The sequence below is a fragment of the Proteus columbae genome, assembly GCF_002777965.1.
GTDB classification, from domain to species: domain Bacteria; phylum Pseudomonadota; class Gammaproteobacteria; order Enterobacterales; family Enterobacteriaceae; genus Proteus; species Proteus columbae.
Genome location: NZ_NGVR01000003.1, coordinates 42,465 through 58,695 on the forward strand (window position 1 = coordinate 42,465; position 16,231 = coordinate 58,695).

Sequence of the window (16,231 nt, forward strand, 5' to 3'; positions counted from 1 at the left end):
TTATTGTTCTTAGAGAGATCTTAGGGGGCAAAATGGATAAATTATTAGAACGTTTTTTTGAATATATTAATTTTGATACACAATCAAAACCATCTTCAAAAATGTCACCAAGCAGTGATGGACAATTAAAACTTGCCAAGGCATTGGCTCAAGAATTAAAAAAACTGGGTTTTTCTGATGTAATGCTCAGTGATAAGGGATGTGTAATGGCAAGTTTACCATCCAATGTATCTTGGCCAGTGCCAGTTATTGGCTTTATTTCGCATCTTGATACTTCTCCTGACTTTTCAGGAAAACATGTAAAACCACAAGTGCTTGAAGATTATCGTGGTGGTGATATTGCTTTAGGTATTGGTGATGAAGTGTTATCGCCGGTTATGTTTCCAATCTTACATTCAATGATTGGTAAAACATTAATTACTACAGATGGCAAAACATTACTGGGTGCGGACGACAAAGCTGGTATTGCTGAAATTATTACTGCGATGGTGCGCTTAAAAGAAACGAATCGACCACATGGGGATATTCGTATTGCTTTCACTCCTGATGAAGAAATTGGACGTGGTGCGCATTATGTAGATTTAAAAGCATTCGGCGCAAGCTGGGCTTATACCGTTGATGGTGGTGGTGTTGGCGAACTGGAATATGAAAACTTCAATGCCGCATCCGTGAATATCAAAATTGTAGGTAACAATGTTCATCCAGGTAGTGCCAAAGGGGTGATGGTTAACGCATTAGGATTAGCAACACGCATTCATCAAGAATTACCTGTTGATGAAACACCAGAAAATACCGACGGTTATGAAGGTTTTTACCATTTGCAAAGTATCAAAGGCTCGGTAGAAAGAGCGGAAATGCATTATATTATCCGTGATTTTAATCGTAACTTATTTGAAAAACGCAAACAGAATATGATTGCGATTGCAGAGAGAGTGGGTAAAGGTCTGCATCCTGATTGCTATATCGAGCTAACTATTGATGATAGCTATTACAATATGCATGATAAAGTTGTTCAATTCCCTCACATCATTGAAATTGCTAAACAAGCCATGATTGATTGTGATATTGAACCAAATATTAAGCCTATTCGTGGTGGTACAGACGGCGCTCAACTTTCTTACCGTGGTTTACCTTGCCCTAATATTTTTACAGGCGGTTATAATTTCCATGGTAAGCATGAATTTATCTCTTTAGAAGGCATGGAAGCGGCGGTAAGTGTGATTATGCGCATTGCTGAAATAACGGCTGAAAGAGAAAAGGCAAAAGTAATTAACTAATTACTTATTGGGCTTCGAAAATAAAAATAATAGCCGATATTTCGGCTATTATTTTTTAGTAAAAAAATATCTTAAATTTGTTTATTTACGCTTTTCGTAATCTTGTTCAACAGAAGATTTCCAATCTTGATTTAGCTCTTTTCCTTCAATTTTAGATTGAACGGCTTTATTCACAGATTCATAAGCATTTTCGTAGCCTTTAGCATCTTGGATATATTGAGTTGAGTTGGATGATTTAATGCCAATACTTTCAGCTGCACTTATTGCGTCAATGTTGGCACCTAAAAAGATAAATTCCCAACCTTTCTCTTTTTCTGCTGAGTTAATTAATGATTTTACTTTTTCTAGCGAATATTCACGGCTACTATTTTCTTCGCCATCGGTGATGATCACCATCATGACATTTTTATAGGGGGAATTTGGCTTATTTCCTTCAGTGATCGCATTTCCCACAGCATCTAACAGTGCAGTATTACCTGATGCAAAATAATCGTTAGTAGTTAAATTTGTTATCTTATTAATATCAATGCGGTTATGTAACTTCTTAGCCTGACTATCAAATAAGATTGTGGTTATATAGACTTTCTCTGGGCGATTTTTATTTTCCGCTAAAATAGTATTAAATCCACCAATAGTATCTTTTTCATATCCTTGCATTGAACCACTTTTATCTAACACAAAAATGATATCCGTTTGTGCTGGTGGTGCCTTCATATTTGCTGTTTCTACTGTTTTTGCAAATACCATGGTAGGTAAAATAAAAGCAGCGATTAAAACAATAAATTTTTTCATAGACGACTCCATTGTCGAAAAAAGAATTAAAGTAGTAAAAATCTAATTTTATCTTAGGAGCAATTAATGAAATAAAATAGGAGAAATGGCTGAAAAATAAACGAGATGTTAATGAGAAAATCCACTTAATTAAAAATAGAATGATTTTATAATAATGGGCTTACATATTATTCACTATTAAACTTTTAATATAGGCTTAATATTAATAACTCTTTAGTAAATTGAGAACCCTGAAATTCCCTTATAATTAAAGAGAATGAATAAATATAATATAAGGATATTGAATGGAAACCATAACAGGAAAACTATTAAAGCCTGTAATAGAAGAAAAACTAGACTCTCATAAAAAGGAAGTGATTAAAAAAGCTGAACAGCAATCATTTATTATTATTTTTAGTTATTTTCTAATAACTTATTTAATCTCATTTTCTCTTTATGCGACAAATAGCAAACATACGTTATTGCTTTTTTTCTTGCAAAGTACATTTTTTGTTGTTATTCCTTTTTTCTTTCATAATACAAGAGTGCTTTTAAAAGAATCAATAAATTATTTAATTCGTTAGTTTTTAAAATAATATATATTTTAATTTTCCTAATAATAAAAAGCCCTGCCATAAATATAGCAGGGCTTTTAACGTTAACTATATCGAGAATTAGTGATAATTAATCCTCAAAATACCAATAACCTTGGTTAACTAAATGTGTTAATAAACGTACAAATTTCGGATCAGTTAACGCATCACCTAAGTGTTGTTTATCAATATAATCATATTGGCAAAGTGCATCCACAGCTTCTATATGATCAGTATCCATCAATTCACCATTTACGAAACAGTTATCGCCAACACGTAGTGCACGAAGACCATTTAAACGATGAAGTTGCTCGCCTTGTTGCAGCAAATCATGAATTTCTGCATTTTCATATAAAGGCTCTGGAACAGCGAGATCAAGTTCATGACGAGATTGAGAAATAAATTCACCAAACCAGTGACGGAATACTTCAGGTTGAGCAAGTAAATCTTCCATCATGTCATGAAGCTTATTCAACTCTTGATGTTGTATTAATGCAGGATTTTCACGCGGAGTTAGATCAGGATCGCTATAACGATAGCTACCTAAATCATTTGCTAACACATAGTCAGCGAAACCACTGAAAAGTTCACGAGCATTAGGCGATCTGAAACCAACAGAGTAGTTTAGCGATTCTTCAATCGCATAGCCTTCATGTGGAAATCCTGGTGGGATATAAAGAATATCGCCCGGTTCTAATTCTTCATCAATAATTGCTTCAAAAGGATCAACTTGAAGCAAGTCAGGGTGAGGGCAGTGTTGTTTCATTGGGATTTTTTCACCCACACGCCAACGACGACGACCTTGTCCCTGAATAATAAAGACATCATATTGATCAAGATGTGGGCCTACACCACCACCGGGAACAGAATAAGAGATCATTAAATCATCAATACGCCAATCGGGTAACACACGAAATGGCTTCATTAATGCCGCACTAGGAAAGTGCCAGTGATCGACGGCTTGTACAAGTAAAGACCAATCTTTATCACCAAGTCCTTCAAAGTGCTCGAAAGGCCCGTGTTTGACTCCCCACTGTCCGTCTTGACAGCTAACAAGACGGCTATCAACTTCATCTTCCATTGCAAGACCAGCAAGTTCGTCAGGAGATAAAGGATCAACAAAACGAGAGAAGCCGTTTTTAATTAATAAAGGGCGTTTTTGCCAATGGCTTTCGAGGAATGATTGCCAATCTAAATTAAGTTTATAGTCCATTGTGTATATCCTGAATTCGGGAAGCCTGAAGTCATAGTATAATGAATTCTAGTTTCCTGCTAAACATTCCTTTGAGCAATGTGAGTAATAGCGAGTAACACGATAATAACTGAACAGATATCATGCATAACGCCATATATTTAGCGGTAATTAAAAAAAGAGTTTCTTATCAATAATGATTATTCACGTTCAGTAGTCAGTTGTTGCTCCGCAAAGGTTACGGTGATACGAGCGCCACCTAAAGGGCTATCAGTAATCGTAATTTCACCACTGTATTGTTCAATAATATCTACCGCGATAGATAATCCTAAACCTTGCCCAGGACGCAGAGTGTCAGCTCTTGTTCCTCGTTGGAAAATAGCCTCTCTTTTTTCAGGGCTGACGCCCGGACCGTCATCATCAACAATAATCATTACACTGCTTTCATTATTGCTAACATTGATTTCAACAAATTCTAAGCAGTATTTACAGGCGTTATCAAGAATATTACCCATCACTTCCATAAAATCATTTTTCTCACCTAACCACATGATCTCAGGTGAAACATTGAGTGTTAAATCAACACCTTTTGACTGATAAACTTTACTTAATGCACTACAAAGATTATCCAGTAATCCTGACAGTGAATAGAGTTTTCGTGTGGTAATATCATGATCACCATGGATTGATGCTCGGTGAAGATAATAGCCGACTTGTTGTGAAATGCGTTCTATTTGATCGAGCATGATAGGTTCAGCTTGCTCTATCGTCATCTGTTTGCCCGAGCGTAAAGAGCGTAATGTTGATTGCAATACAGCAAGTGGTGTTTTTAAGCTGTGGGTAAGATCAGATAAACTTGTACGATATTTACTATAACGACTGCGTTCATTACGCAATAACACATTTAAGTTTCGAACTAAGCCTTTTAACTCTGTTGGTGGATTTTCATCCAAATCATTTCGAGTCCCTTTTTCTAATGCACTAATTTGTTCAATAACTTGCTTTATAGGTCGTAAGCTCCAATGTGCAGCTAACCAAATTAAAGGTACAACTAAGAATAAATTAGCGAGAATAATATATAAGAACCAATCCCAAACTTGACTGGCTTTTTGCATACGCTGAGGAATAGGATCGATAACCGCGATCGCCATAGAAGGCATATTATCAGCGGCAGGATAATGATTAATCACAACGGAGTGAGTTAAAAACTCATTACTGGTGTATTCTTCAAGGCGTTTGAGATAAACACGATATTGCGGTAATTGCTTTAACATTAAACGTGTTGTTTTGATATCGACTGAGATCTCAAATAAGCCTTCCTCATGACGCCACTTATGCTTAATGCTATCCGCAATGGCTTTAGGTAAATCGGGAGGTGTCCATAATACACCGCCTTTATCATCAAAAATGATCACCAGCGAGGTGTTGTTATTATTAAGATTTGTTGGAAACTCAATATTCAGCTTGCTCTTATCCCACTGTGCTAAGCTGTAGTAAAGATTGCTTTGACTACGCATCAGCATAAAAGTGGTTTTATCCACACTGACAATCGAACCGACAATGGCAACTAACCCATAAGAGAGCGTAAGTGCCAAAATAATGGCACTAGTTGCAAGTAAAAAGCGTGTTCGTAATGAGAGTGGTGAGCGCTGTTTTTTTTGCATATTAAGGTTTCATATCAAAACGGTAGCCTTGTCCGCGTACTGTAACCACCACGTCATCAGTATATTTTTCTAAGATTTTTTTACGTAGTCGGCCCATTAGCACATCAATAGTGTGACTTTCTTTTAATTCAGCATCAGGGTATAGCTGACGCATTAATGCATCTTTGCTAACAACTTTATTTTGATTTCTCATTAAGGTTTCTAAAATTGTATATTCAAATGCTGTTAACTTGATTTGTTCGCCTGAAATCATGAACTCTTTACGGGATAAATCCAATTCAAAAGGTTCGATTGAGAGGGTTTGCGATGCAATTCCCATGTTTCTTCGCATTAATGCCTGAATACGTGCAACAATTTCCTCAAAATGAAAGGGCTTTGTCACATAGTCATCAGCACCCGCATTTAACGCTGAAACTTTTTCTTGCCAACTTTCTCGTGCCGTTAAGACCATTATTGGTAGGGTAATATTATTCTCTCTCCATCTACGAATAAGGCTAATGCCATCTTCATCCGGCAATCCTAAGTCCACAATGGCAACATCAGGTGTACCTTCTGCAATAAAATTATCTGCTTTTTTGGCATCTTCTGCTGCATCAACCTGATGCCCAGCATCACGAAATTGCACAGATAAGTGATGGCGAAGTAGGATATTATCTTCAATAATTAAGATCCGCATTATTCCACCTTGAGTACAATCAGCAAAATTCCACTGTTGTAAAATAAATATAGGAAATGAGTGTCATTCCATAAGATAAAAAATATATCGTTATCATAGTCAATCTATCACTTAAAAAATACCGTAGCGGGTAAAGTGTTTAAGTTACAGAGAGTTTTCTAATTTTTTGATATAAAAAAAGGCAGAGATTATCTGCCTTTTTAGAATGATAAATTAGTTTAATTTATCAACAAGTTGAGTGGCAAAACCAATATAGCTTTCAGGTTTCATTGCTTTTAAGCGTATTTTTTCATCTTCTGGTAGTTCTAAACCATCAATGAAAACTGCCATATCTTGTTCAGTGATGCGTTTACCGCGAGTAAGTTCTTTTAGCTTTTCGTAAGGTTTTTCAATGCCATAACGACGCATTACAGTTTGAATTGGCTCTGCTAATACTTCCCAGTTGCAGTCTAATTCTTCACGAAGATGCTTTTCATTCACTTCAAGTTTATTAAGGCCTTTCATGGTTGATTGATAAGCAATCAGCGCATAACCCATTCCAACACCTAAATTACGCAGTACAGTTGAGTCTGTTAAGTCACGTTGCCAGCGAGAAACGGGTAATTTGCTAGATAAATGTCCCATAACTGCATTTGCTAACCCTAAGTTTCCTTCAGAGTTTTCAAAATCAATTGGATTGACTTTATGAGGCATGGTTGATGAGCCAATTTCACCTGCAATAGTTTTTTGTTTAAAGTGGTTTAAGGCTACGTAACCCCAAATATCACGGTCGAAATCGATCAAGATAGTATTGAAGCGACTAATACAATCAAAAAGCTCCGCAATATAATCGTGTGGTTCAATTTGGGTTGTGTATGGGTTCCATGTAATACCAAGTGAAGTTACAAATTCTTCACTAAATTGGTGCCAGTTTACTTCAGGATATGCCGCTAAGTGAGCATTGTAGTTACCTACTGCACCATTGATTTTACCTAAGATCTCAACTTGTGTCAGTTGACGATATTGGCGCTCCATACGGTAGGCAACGTTAGCAAACTCTTTGCCAATTGTAGATGGTGTTGCAGGTTGGCCGTGAGTACGAGAAAGTAATGGCAAATCACGGTATTCTTGAGCCATTTTGCTAATGGTATCAATAATTTCACGCCATGAAGGCAGTAAGATCTCTTGACGTGCTGTTTCCAGCATAATGGCATGAGACAGGTTATTAATATCTTCAGAAGTACAAGCAAAGTGAATAAATTCAGAAACCTGATGTAAAGCAGGGATGTTTGCCACTTTTTCTTTTAAGAAATATTCTACGGCTTTTACATCATGGTTAGTGGTGCGTTCGATAGTTTTAATACGAGCTGCATCTTCTTCATTGAAGTTAGCAACAATCGCATCGAGGTAATCGTTTGCGTTTTTTTCAAAGGCTGGAACTTCTTTAATGTCGGCGCAAGATGCCAGCTTTTGTAGCCAGCGAACTTCTACCTGTACACGGAATTTCAGAAGACCGAATTCACTAAAAATAGAACGTAACGACGAAGTTTTACTACCGTAACGACCGTCAATCGGTGAAATCGCTGTCAGCGAAGATAATTCCATTGTTGGCAACTCCCAGGTTGAATTTAAAGTATTAACATTGAGCGAGAAAATCATCAGCTTGTCGCAGGATAGTCTTTTGATGTAGTAAAAAATCAAAACGACGACCACCGACTTGACGCCAGAGCACTGCACTTCGAATGCCAGTCAGTAATAACGCTCTAACTTTAGCTTGAATAATAGGGGTATTTAATAGATCAATCGAGCCATGAACTTGAATGCGAGGGCCAACCGGGCTAACTGCATCAACATAAACGCCAGCAAGGGCATTAAATACACTTTCGGACATTGGTTCAAAATAACTTTTTTGGCGCTCTAATTGAGAAATTTTTTGTGATAAATGTGAGCTGTAATTATCATTTCTGTTGATAAGACGCTCTAGGTTGATTAAACCTTGTTGGTAAGTCATTAATTCAAGCGTTAATTTTTCTCTTCTTACCGCCTGATGAATGGCTTTCAATGTTTGAAAGCCTAATTTTAGATGACTGATTTGATTACCATAAACATCAAGTGTTGAAGTCGGATTGAGATTAAAAACACTGTTAACCATCACTTCAACATCATTCTCGTTCGCATTACCTTGGTAAGCAACTTGTTGAACAAGACGACTTGCTTGGCAGATGCCTGCCAATGCAAGTGTTATATCACGAAAATCTTTAGCCACATCTACTCCTGAATACGGGTTTCAATGATACCGCCACCTAAACAGACTTCGTCTTGATAAAAGACGGCTGATTGTCCCGGAGTCACTGCTGCAACAGGATAATCAAAGCGGACTTCAATTTTGTCTTCACCTAATGGTGTTACTGTACACGCAATATCAGGTTGGCGATATCGTGTTTTAACAGTACAGCGGAAAGCTTCAGTAATAGGTTCTCTTGATACCCAATGTAATTGCTGAGCAATTAGACCAACAGACATTAATCTTGGATGTTCATGGCCTTGAGCGACAACAAGAATGTTGTTCTCAACATCTTTATCAACCACATACCAAGGGGAGTCTCCGCCATCTTTTGTACCACCAATACCTAAGCCTTTACGCTGACCTAATGTGTGATACATCAGGCCTTGGTGTTCACCGATAGTTTCACCATCAACAGTCACGATAGCGCCGGGTTTTGCAGGTAAATAGCGCGATAAGAAATCGGTAAATTTACGTTCACCGATAAAACAAATGCCTGTTGAATCTTTTTTCTTTGCTGTCGCTAAATCAAGTTTTTCAGCAATTTTTCTCACTTCAGGTTTTTCCATTTCACCTACAGGGAAAAGGCTTTGTGCAATTTGCTCGTGACTTAACGTATATAAGAAATAGCTTTGGTCTTTGTTATTATCAACACCGCGAAGTAATTGGCTTTTGCCATCAATATCACGACGACGAACATAGTGGCCTGTTGCAATATAATCAGCACCCAAATCTTCAGCTGCATATTCTAAAAATGCTTTAAATTTTATTTCTTTATTGCACAGAATATCTGGGTTTGGAGTGCGGCCTGCTTTATATTCGGATAAAAAGTGTTCAAAAACATTATCCCAGTATTCAGCGGCAAAATTGATGGTATAAAGCTCAATGCCAAGTTTATCGCACACGGCTTGCGCATCGGCAAGATCGGTAGAGGCTGAGCAATATTCTGTATCGTCGTCTTCTTCCCAGTTCTTCATAAACAGACCAACGACCTGATATCCCTGTTCCTTAAGAAGATAGGCTGAGACGGATGAATCTACGCCACCGGACATTCCTACGATGACTTTTTTTTGGCTGTTATCTGACATGACTGGATCTCACTGCGGAAAAATAAGCGCCATACTTTACCATATCACTGACACAGGTGCATCAAGTCTTACTCTGTTTTTGATGCTTTGTTTTTCCCTTTTCTATTATTTAGTTAAAAGGTGTTCCAAAGCTACTTAAAATCGATAGGGGATAGCGTTCGCCTTGTTGATAACATAACAAACTCTCTCTTACCAACGGTGAGCGTAATTGCTGGCTATGAATAATTTCATCGACGCTAACCCAGTGACAACAATCAATATCACTATCTTGAGGTTGAGTTTTAAATTGTTCTTGCGCTTCAATAAGAAAAAGAAAACGTAAAAAAGGCGTTTTATCTGGGGCAATCCATTGATGTAATTTAAGAAAATGTTGGACGGGAAGCGTTAATCCAGTTTCTTCCCATAATTCACGTTGGACAGCCTGAATAAGTGTTTCATTGGCTTCAAGGTGTCCAGCTGGTTGATTCCACGTTGCTTTTCCATTGACCGTTTCTTCAACAACGAGAAACTTATTTTTTGCATGAACGATACACGCGACAGTCACATTAGGTTTAAACAAAATCAATCTCCTTCCATTCACCGGGTAATAAATTATCCAATGTAATATTTCCCATACTAAAGCGGATTAAACGCAATGTTGGATAACCAATATGGGCTGTCATTCGTCTCACTTGACGGTTTTTACCTTCAAATAACGTTATTTTTAACCACGTTGTCGGGATAGTTTGACGTTCTCTAATAGGAGGATTTCTCTCCCATAGCCATTCGGGTTGTTCAACTATTTCAACTTGTGCAGGTAATGTTTTGCCATCTTTAAGCTCTAATCCATCTCTAAATTGTTGTAATGAGACAGCGCTTGGAATGCCTTCAACCTGAGCATAGTAGATTTTTCCTGTTTTTTTACCCGGCTGTGTTAATTTTGCTTGTAGCTTCCCATCATTTGTTAAGACTAACAGTCCTTCACTGTCTCTATCTAAACGTCCTGCCGCATAAATATCACGAATAGGAATAAAATCTTTTAGTGTTTTTCTGCCATTTTCGTCAGTAAATTGCACAAGAACATCGAAGGGCTTGTTGAAGATAACGACTTTACGCTCACCTCTTGGGCGCACGGGTTTTCTTTGTGCTAATGAAGTGTGATGTTTTCTCGATTTAGCGCTATTTTTAAGTTGATTTGCCATAGTTAATTTTTGTAAAAAATGGGAGATTGATTATACCTTAAAAGAGAAGCGATTGGCGTTAGCTGAATAATCAAGTAGTATTGACAGGTCTCTTACAAAAAATTAACAAAGCGTGCGCTTACATGAAAGGAGAGGTAAATGGAAAGCAAAGTAGTTGTTCCGGCTAATGGCGCTAAAATTACACTAGATGCTAAAGGTAAGCTTGTTGTTCCAAATAATCCGGTTATCCCTTATATCGAAGGGGACGGTATCGGTATCGATGTTACGCCAGCAATGTTAAAAGTTGTTGATGCAGCAGTTGAGAAAGCTTACGGCAAAGAACGTAAGATTGAGTGGATGGAAGTTTATACCGGCGAAAAATCAACGCAGGTATATGGTAAAGATGTTTGGTTACCAGAAGAAACCTTAGATCTTATCCGTGAATATCGAGTTTCTATTAAAGGTCCTCTTACTACCCCAGTTGGTGGTGGTATCCGTTCATTAAATGTTGCATTACGCCAACAACTTGACCTCTATATTTGCCTACGTCCAGTACGTTATTACAAAGGCACCCCAAGCCCAGTTAAACAACCTGAACTGACTGATATGGTTATCTTCCGTGAAAACTCCGAAGATATCTATGCAGGTATTGAGTGGAAAGCGGGCTCAGCAGAAGCAGATAAAGTGATTAAATTCCTGCAAACTGAAATGGGTGTTACCAAAATCCGCTTCCCACAAGATTGCGGTATTGGTATCAAACCTTGTTCAGAAGAAGGAACTAAACGTTTAGTTCGTGCAGCAATTGAATACGCTATCGATAACGACCGTGATTCAGTTACATTGGTACACAAAGGTAATATTATGAAATTTACCGAAGGTGCCTTTAAAGACTGGGGTTATGAGTTAGCTCGTGAAGAGTTCGGTGGTGAATTATTAGATGGTGGTCCTTGGGTTAAAATCAAAAATCCAAAATCAGGTAAAGAGATCATCGTTAAAGACGTTATCGCCGATGCTTTCTTGCAACAAATTCTGTTACGCCCAGCAGAGTACGATGTTATCGCATGTATGAACCTAAATGGTGACTATATTTCTGATGCATTAGCTGCTCAAGTGGGTGGTATTGGTATCGCTCCAGGCGCAAATATTGGTGATGAGTGTGCATTGTTTGAAGCAACACACGGCACAGCACCAAAATATGCAGGCCAAGACAAAGTTAACCCAGGTTCGATCATTCTTTCCGCAGAAATGATGCTACGCCACATGGGTTGGACAGAAGCCGCTGACTTAATCATTAAAGGTATGGAAGGCGCGATTGCCGCTAAGACTGTAACTTATGATTTTGAACGTCAGTTAGAAGGCGCTAAACTACTGAAATGTAGCGAGTTTGGTGACGCAATTATCAAACATATGTAATTGTTGATTTGATAAATAGTTAACGGGAGCTTATTAGTTCCCGTTTATTTTTTGTACTATAAAAATCTTCCCCAAAATATCCCCAAAACTCTTCCCCAAAACTGTTCAATTAAACAGCAATAATTTGCCATTCTTTGCCTCTATCATCGTGGTATTTATCAGTCATATTTTGTGTTTTATGACCCAATAATTTTTGTGTATTAATTCCTTGTTCACGATAAAGTCGCTCGGATAAAGATCGTTGTTCATGGAAAGTAGGTGCCGTACCTTTTTCCCAAGTTAACCCACATTTATCTCGCGCTTTTTTAAATGTTGTGGTTAACGTATTTGGCGTGACTTGTTCACCGCGTTTCGCTTGTGCGGTGGTATGTCGATAATGCACGAGATATTTACTTACAACAGCATCACGACATTGAGCAACAACCTCCCTTAAGGAGAGATTGATAGCCTCACATTTTAGCGAGAGAGGGATGGCTAACTTACTGCCCGTCTTCTCTTGCTGTATATGTAACATGTCATCCCAAATATCAGAGAATTTCATTTTACAGATATCACCGATCCGCTGACCTGTGGTTAAGGCCAGCAACATGCCACATTGCAAGTAAGGAGGGTGGTTCTTAGCTTGCTGGTAAATAGTGCGCCATTCTTCCAATGTCATGCGTTCTCTTTTCACTCTGTTCCGTGGTTGTTTAGTTGCTTTCGCGGGATTGTAACCAGGAGGAACATAGCCAGCATGTTGAGCTTCTTTAAATACATCAATAAGCACCATGCGAACGACCTGAGCCATTCTTGAATGTCCTAATACTTTGACGGAATCTATTATTTCAGCGATATCTAAAGCGGTTATCTCTTTTAATATTTTCGTACCACAATACTGACGGAATAAATTAATAGGTTTCATTTTTTGTCGATAAGAATTAATTTTTAATTCACCGATATCTAATCTTTCTTTTTGAATATCTAAATATTTATCCATCCATATATCGACAGATATTTCAGACTTATTTGTCTTAATTTTTGATAACCGTTCATTAATACTTAATAACTGTCGAGTATGTTGTTCTGCAATAATTGTATTGGCCTGAATGGCAGTTTCTCTCGCTTCCTGCTCGTCGGTGCCTAAGCTATGAAATTTACCGGTGATGGGATGTTTATATTGCCAATAAATTTTGCCGTTACGTTTATCTAGCTTTCGATATAGATTAGGAATGATAATTTTATGGGTTCGTGGTCGGGCAGCCATCTGTAATTATCCTCTTAAGTCGTTCCGTTGATTTAGTAGGAATTTGGGGGAGAGACAGATAGCCCACATAACGAGCTTCTCTATCAACCATCCACTTGCGGCCAACTTTCATTGCAGGTGGTGCAATAAGGTTATTCTTTGCGTATTTTTGTAATACCGTCATGCAAGGAGAAGCATCTCCAAATTCCAACCTTGCCCACGCTTCAAGAGTCACCATTCTTGACATATTTTCTCTCCATACTGCCGTATACAGTTTAAATAGACGTTAATTATGCTGGTGGTATTTATTTAAACTTTTTAGAACTGTTTATTTAGCTCCTTTTACTTAATTCATTAAATCTACGTAAAAATAAAACTTTGGCTTGTAGAGGGGTTAATGGATTAACAATAAAATCACTTGTAGGAATGCCTTCAAGCATTAGCCAATTGCTACCCACATCAATATCTAAATCTCGTTTTTCAGTTGCTAACATCATTAAGTCGGCTAAATGCACAGCGTCCGACATAACGGGTGGCAAGTTATATTTTTGACGAATAACAGTATCAATTCTTTTTTCTATCTCCTTATATTCAGGTAATAGCTTTTTAAGCGGTGATGGCAGATCTTTTACATAGGCCTCACTGGCATCATGAAGTAAGGCTTCTAAAGCATATTCTGGAGCAACTAAATAGCTGACATATACTGAGTGTTGAGCAACAGAGTAGAAATTATCAATCTGTCCATTAAAGCGACATTCATTAGCTAAACCCGTCGCAATGTCTTGAATATCTATATCCTCGATCCGTACATCGAGGTAATAGAAGTGCTTATTCGTTGCAGTTGCAATATAAGACATTATTCTCTCCACATAATTTAAGTAATAAAGATCCCTCTCGAATTAATCGAGATTAAATTTCCCTGATGTTGGTTAATGGTAAATAAAGACTTATTTTTTATGTTTCAATTATTGAACTTGATTATTGCTTACCTCAAGTTGTGGCGGTTTCTACTGTTTTTTATGAAGTGGGAAAGACTCTTCATCTAATACTAAGTTTTGTTAGAATTAAATCTAATAAAACTTATATTTTATGTCAACACAAATCTAAGTAGATTTAGATTTGTGTGATAGTGAGATTACAATTCGTACTGAACACCCTTTACAACACCAACAATTTCACAATTGCCATTGATCGGGATGTTTGGATAGCGGGGATTGAGTGGAGATAGGTATTTATTAGGGCCATCAATAATTAATTTTTTTATTGTTACCTCGTCACTTCCTGTAAGGCGAGCAACTACAATTTTGCCACTAATTGCCTCTGCTGCTGGGTCAACAATAACTTTCGCACCTTCTGGAATAGAAGGCATACCCGAAGGATTAGTCATCGAATCACCTCTTACTGTAAGGGCAAAGCTTGAAGGTGATACCTTTAAAGAAGTTTCTAGATATTCCAACGTTTCATCATAAATCTCTGTTGCTAGGTATTCAGTGAATTTACCTGCTTGTACATATGACAAAACGGGAAGTTTTCTCATTGTTGTAATCACAGAAATATTTTCCTTCGATGATATGCCGTAAAGGATGTAAGACTCAGTTGTATTAAAAAATTGAGCAAGCTTTATTAGGGCATCGCCATTTGGCAAATTAAGATCTTTTTCCCAATAGCCAACCGCAACGCCCGATACGCCACAGTATTTCCCTAGTTCATTTTGTGTCGTCTTGGTTGTCTTACGAAGCTTTTTTATTCTGCTTCCAACAGTATCCATTTTTATTCCAAGGTTAGTTTTTAACTAAGTTATCTTAGTTTTTATTGATAAAAGAAAACTTATATTTTAATATCTAATAAAACTTATATTGGAGGTGCTTATGACAACTAATGAAGTTGAAGTTTACTTTGGTGATGCTAGCAAAGTCGCTAGTTTTTTTAAAATTACGCCAGAAGCCTTTTATCAATGGAAGAAAAGACCAGGTCAATTAATACCTAAAAATCGAGCAATTGAAGCTGACTTACTAACAGAGGGAAAACTTAAATATAACCCTGAACTTTATAGAAAAAATACCAAAACAGCATAAGGCAATTAACTACCAATAAAAGATAGAGCAGGTAGATATGAGCAAACATTCAATTAAAGAAGTTATTAAAGAAATGTGCAAAGCACTGCCGGGTGGACGTTCTGCTATGGCAGGAGCTCTAGGTATGTCACTCGATACGTTTAATAACAAGTTATACGAAAAAAATGGCTGTCGTTTCTTTGATATTGATGAACAGGAAGCCATGGAAGACATTTCGGGCACTAAGTTGCTGGTGGAATATCATCTAGATCGCCATGGCATGAGTGCATTACCAAAAATAGAAGCAGAAAAGATAGATCAAGTAGAGCTATTTGATATGCGAATGACATTGGCGGCTATGCAAGGATCACTCGCCGTTTTAATTCAAGAAAGCATTGTTGATGGTGTTTTAACGGATGAAGAAATAGGGCGTATTTATCGAAAAGCAGGAAAAGTTTTTGCGTATGCAATTGGGTTCTTGGATTCACTGAAAGTGTTGTACGGTGAAAAACAGGAAGCGACTAAGAAAGGGTGAAGCCAAAGGTATACGGCCTCTGGCTTCGGTTGCCAATTTCAATGATGTGAAGAGAAATAAGCATGAGTAGATTAGCGCATCTAATACCTAAAAAGCAATTTCGCTGTTTACCCTTAACTAAAGAGGGAACATTTCGTTATGTAGAAAGCATACCGAGTGACAATCGATCACACAACTACCGAAAAAATATCGATTTGGTAGATAAGAGGACACTGAAAAAGTCATGGGCTGATTTCTATTTTTTGAGTGGAGGAAAATGCAATGCGAAATGAAGATCCCAATCGTCTTGATCGCTATTACAGAAACCCTCGAGGGCTCCTTGT

At 37.5% G+C, this 16,231-nt stretch carries 18 protein-coding genes; 5 read left to right on the plus strand and 13 right to left on the minus strand.

Going from position 1 to position 16,231, the window contains the following annotated elements; translation table 11 throughout:
• Positions 1 to 32: 32 nt before the first annotated feature.
• The gene (pepT, locus tag CBE70_RS01065) at positions 33 to 1,277 is read left to right on the plus strand and encodes a peptidase T (RefSeq protein WP_100157855.1); all 1,245 of its coding nucleotides are present in this window, start codon (positions 33 to 35) and stop codon (positions 1,275 to 1,277) included.
• Positions 1,278 to 1,358: 81 nt separating this feature from the next.
• Here pepT and CBE70_RS01070 read toward each other — a convergent pair whose 3' ends face one another.
• A complete protein-coding gene (locus tag CBE70_RS01070; protein WP_269800190.1) occupies positions 1,359 to 2,081 on the minus strand; it encodes a vWA domain-containing protein in 723 nt (240 codons plus the stop codon).
• 272 nt (positions 2,082 to 2,353) lie between these two features.
• Between CBE70_RS01070 and CBE70_RS01075 the strand changes: the two genes are divergently transcribed.
• Entirely contained in the window at positions 2,354 to 2,632 is a 279-nt protein-coding gene (locus CBE70_RS01075; protein WP_100157856.1) for a hypothetical protein, read from the plus strand.
• 100 nt (positions 2,633 to 2,732) lie between these two features.
• Here the strand turns inward: CBE70_RS01075 and CBE70_RS01080 are convergent, their stop codons facing one another.
• The 8 genes from CBE70_RS01080 to rluE form a co-directional block, all read right to left on the minus strand.
• Positions 2,733 to 3,854: a ribosomal protein uL16 3-hydroxylase gene (locus tag CBE70_RS01080; protein ID WP_100157857.1), complete on the minus strand. Its 1,122-nt coding sequence runs from the start codon at positions 3,852 to 3,854 to the stop codon at positions 2,733 to 2,735.
• 179 nt (positions 3,855 to 4,033) lie between these two features.
• The gene (gene phoQ / locus CBE70_RS01085) at positions 4,034 to 5,497 is read right to left on the minus strand and encodes a two-component system sensor histidine kinase PhoQ (protein WP_100157858.1); all 1,464 of its coding nucleotides are present in this window, start codon (positions 5,495 to 5,497) and stop codon (positions 4,034 to 4,036) included.
• Between the two features lies 1 nt (position 5,498).
• Entirely contained in the window at positions 5,499 to 6,173 is a 675-nt protein-coding gene (gene phoP, locus CBE70_RS01090; protein ID WP_100157859.1) for a two-component system response regulator PhoP, read from the minus strand.
• 213 nt (positions 6,174 to 6,386) lie between these two features.
• The gene (gene purB / locus CBE70_RS01095) at positions 6,387 to 7,757 is read right to left on the minus strand and encodes an adenylosuccinate lyase (RefSeq protein ID WP_100157860.1); all 1,371 of its coding nucleotides are present in this window, start codon (positions 7,755 to 7,757) and stop codon (positions 6,387 to 6,389) included.
• A 31-nt stretch (positions 7,758 to 7,788) separates the two neighbouring features.
• Positions 7,789 to 8,418 carry a high frequency lysogenization protein HflD gene (hflD, locus tag CBE70_RS01100; protein ID WP_100157861.1) on the minus strand — a complete coding sequence of 210 codons (630 nt, stop codon included), beginning with the start codon at positions 8,416 to 8,418 and terminating at the stop codon, positions 7,789 to 7,791.
• A gap of 2 nt (positions 8,419 to 8,420) precedes the next feature.
• Complete coding sequence (gene mnmA / locus CBE70_RS01105) at positions 8,421 to 9,524, minus strand: tRNA 2-thiouridine(34) synthase MnmA (protein ID WP_100157862.1); 1,104 nt, start codon at positions 9,522 to 9,524, stop codon at positions 8,421 to 8,423.
• A 109-nt stretch (positions 9,525 to 9,633) separates the two neighbouring features.
• The gene (locus CBE70_RS01110) at positions 9,634 to 10,083 is read right to left on the minus strand and encodes an NUDIX hydrolase (RefSeq protein WP_100157863.1); all 450 of its coding nucleotides are present in this window, start codon (positions 10,081 to 10,083) and stop codon (positions 9,634 to 9,636) included.
• Positions 10,076 to 10,705: a 23S rRNA pseudouridine(2457) synthase RluE gene (gene rluE, locus CBE70_RS01115; protein WP_100157864.1), complete on the minus strand. Its 630-nt coding sequence runs from the start codon at positions 10,703 to 10,705 to the stop codon at positions 10,076 to 10,078. The genes CBE70_RS01110 and rluE overlap by 8 nt, the downstream gene beginning before the upstream one ends.
• A 138-nt stretch (positions 10,706 to 10,843) precedes the next feature.
• Between rluE and icd the strand changes: the two genes are divergently transcribed.
• Complete coding sequence (icd, locus tag CBE70_RS01120) at positions 10,844 to 12,097, plus strand: NADP-dependent isocitrate dehydrogenase (RefSeq protein WP_023582546.1); 1,254 nt, start codon at positions 10,844 to 10,846, stop codon at positions 12,095 to 12,097.
• 109 nt (positions 12,098 to 12,206) lie between these two features.
• On the opposite strand, the gene CBE70_RS01125 is transcribed toward icd, so the two are convergent.
• The 4 genes from CBE70_RS01125 to CBE70_RS01140 form a co-directional block, all read right to left on the minus strand.
• Positions 12,207 to 13,340, minus strand: coding sequence for a site-specific integrase (locus CBE70_RS01125; RefSeq protein ID WP_100157865.1), 1,134 nt, complete (start codon positions 13,338 to 13,340; stop codon positions 12,207 to 12,209).
• The gene (locus tag CBE70_RS01130) at positions 13,315 to 13,566 is read right to left on the minus strand and encodes an excisionase (protein ID WP_017628380.1); all 252 of its coding nucleotides are present in this window, start codon (positions 13,564 to 13,566) and stop codon (positions 13,315 to 13,317) included. Before CBE70_RS01130 ends, CBE70_RS01125 begins: the two co-directional genes overlap by 26 nt.
• Positions 13,567 to 13,651: 85 nt before the next feature.
• Entirely contained in the window at positions 13,652 to 14,176 is a 525-nt protein-coding gene (locus CBE70_RS01135) for a hypothetical protein (protein WP_100157866.1), read from the minus strand.
• Positions 14,177 to 14,454: 278 nt separating this feature from the next.
• Positions 14,455 to 15,087, minus strand: coding sequence for a LexA family protein (locus tag CBE70_RS01140; protein WP_017628378.1), 633 nt, complete (start codon positions 15,085 to 15,087; stop codon positions 14,455 to 14,457).
• A gap of 100 nt (positions 15,088 to 15,187) precedes the next feature.
• Here CBE70_RS01140 and CBE70_RS01145 point away from each other — a divergent pair, with 100 nt between their 5' ends.
• Both CBE70_RS01145 and CBE70_RS01150 read left to right on the plus strand, forming a co-directional pair.
• Positions 15,188 to 15,394 (plus strand): Cro/CI family transcriptional regulator, encoded by a 207-nt coding sequence (locus CBE70_RS01145; protein ID WP_006537203.1) that lies wholly within the window; start codon positions 15,188 to 15,190, stop codon positions 15,392 to 15,394.
• Positions 15,395 to 15,431: 37 nt separating this feature from the next.
• Positions 15,432 to 15,908 carry a YmfL family putative regulatory protein gene (locus CBE70_RS01150; RefSeq protein WP_100157867.1) on the plus strand — a complete coding sequence of 159 codons (477 nt, stop codon included), beginning with the start codon at positions 15,432 to 15,434 and terminating at the stop codon, positions 15,906 to 15,908.
• The last annotated feature ends 323 nt before the right edge of the window (positions 15,909 to 16,231 follow it).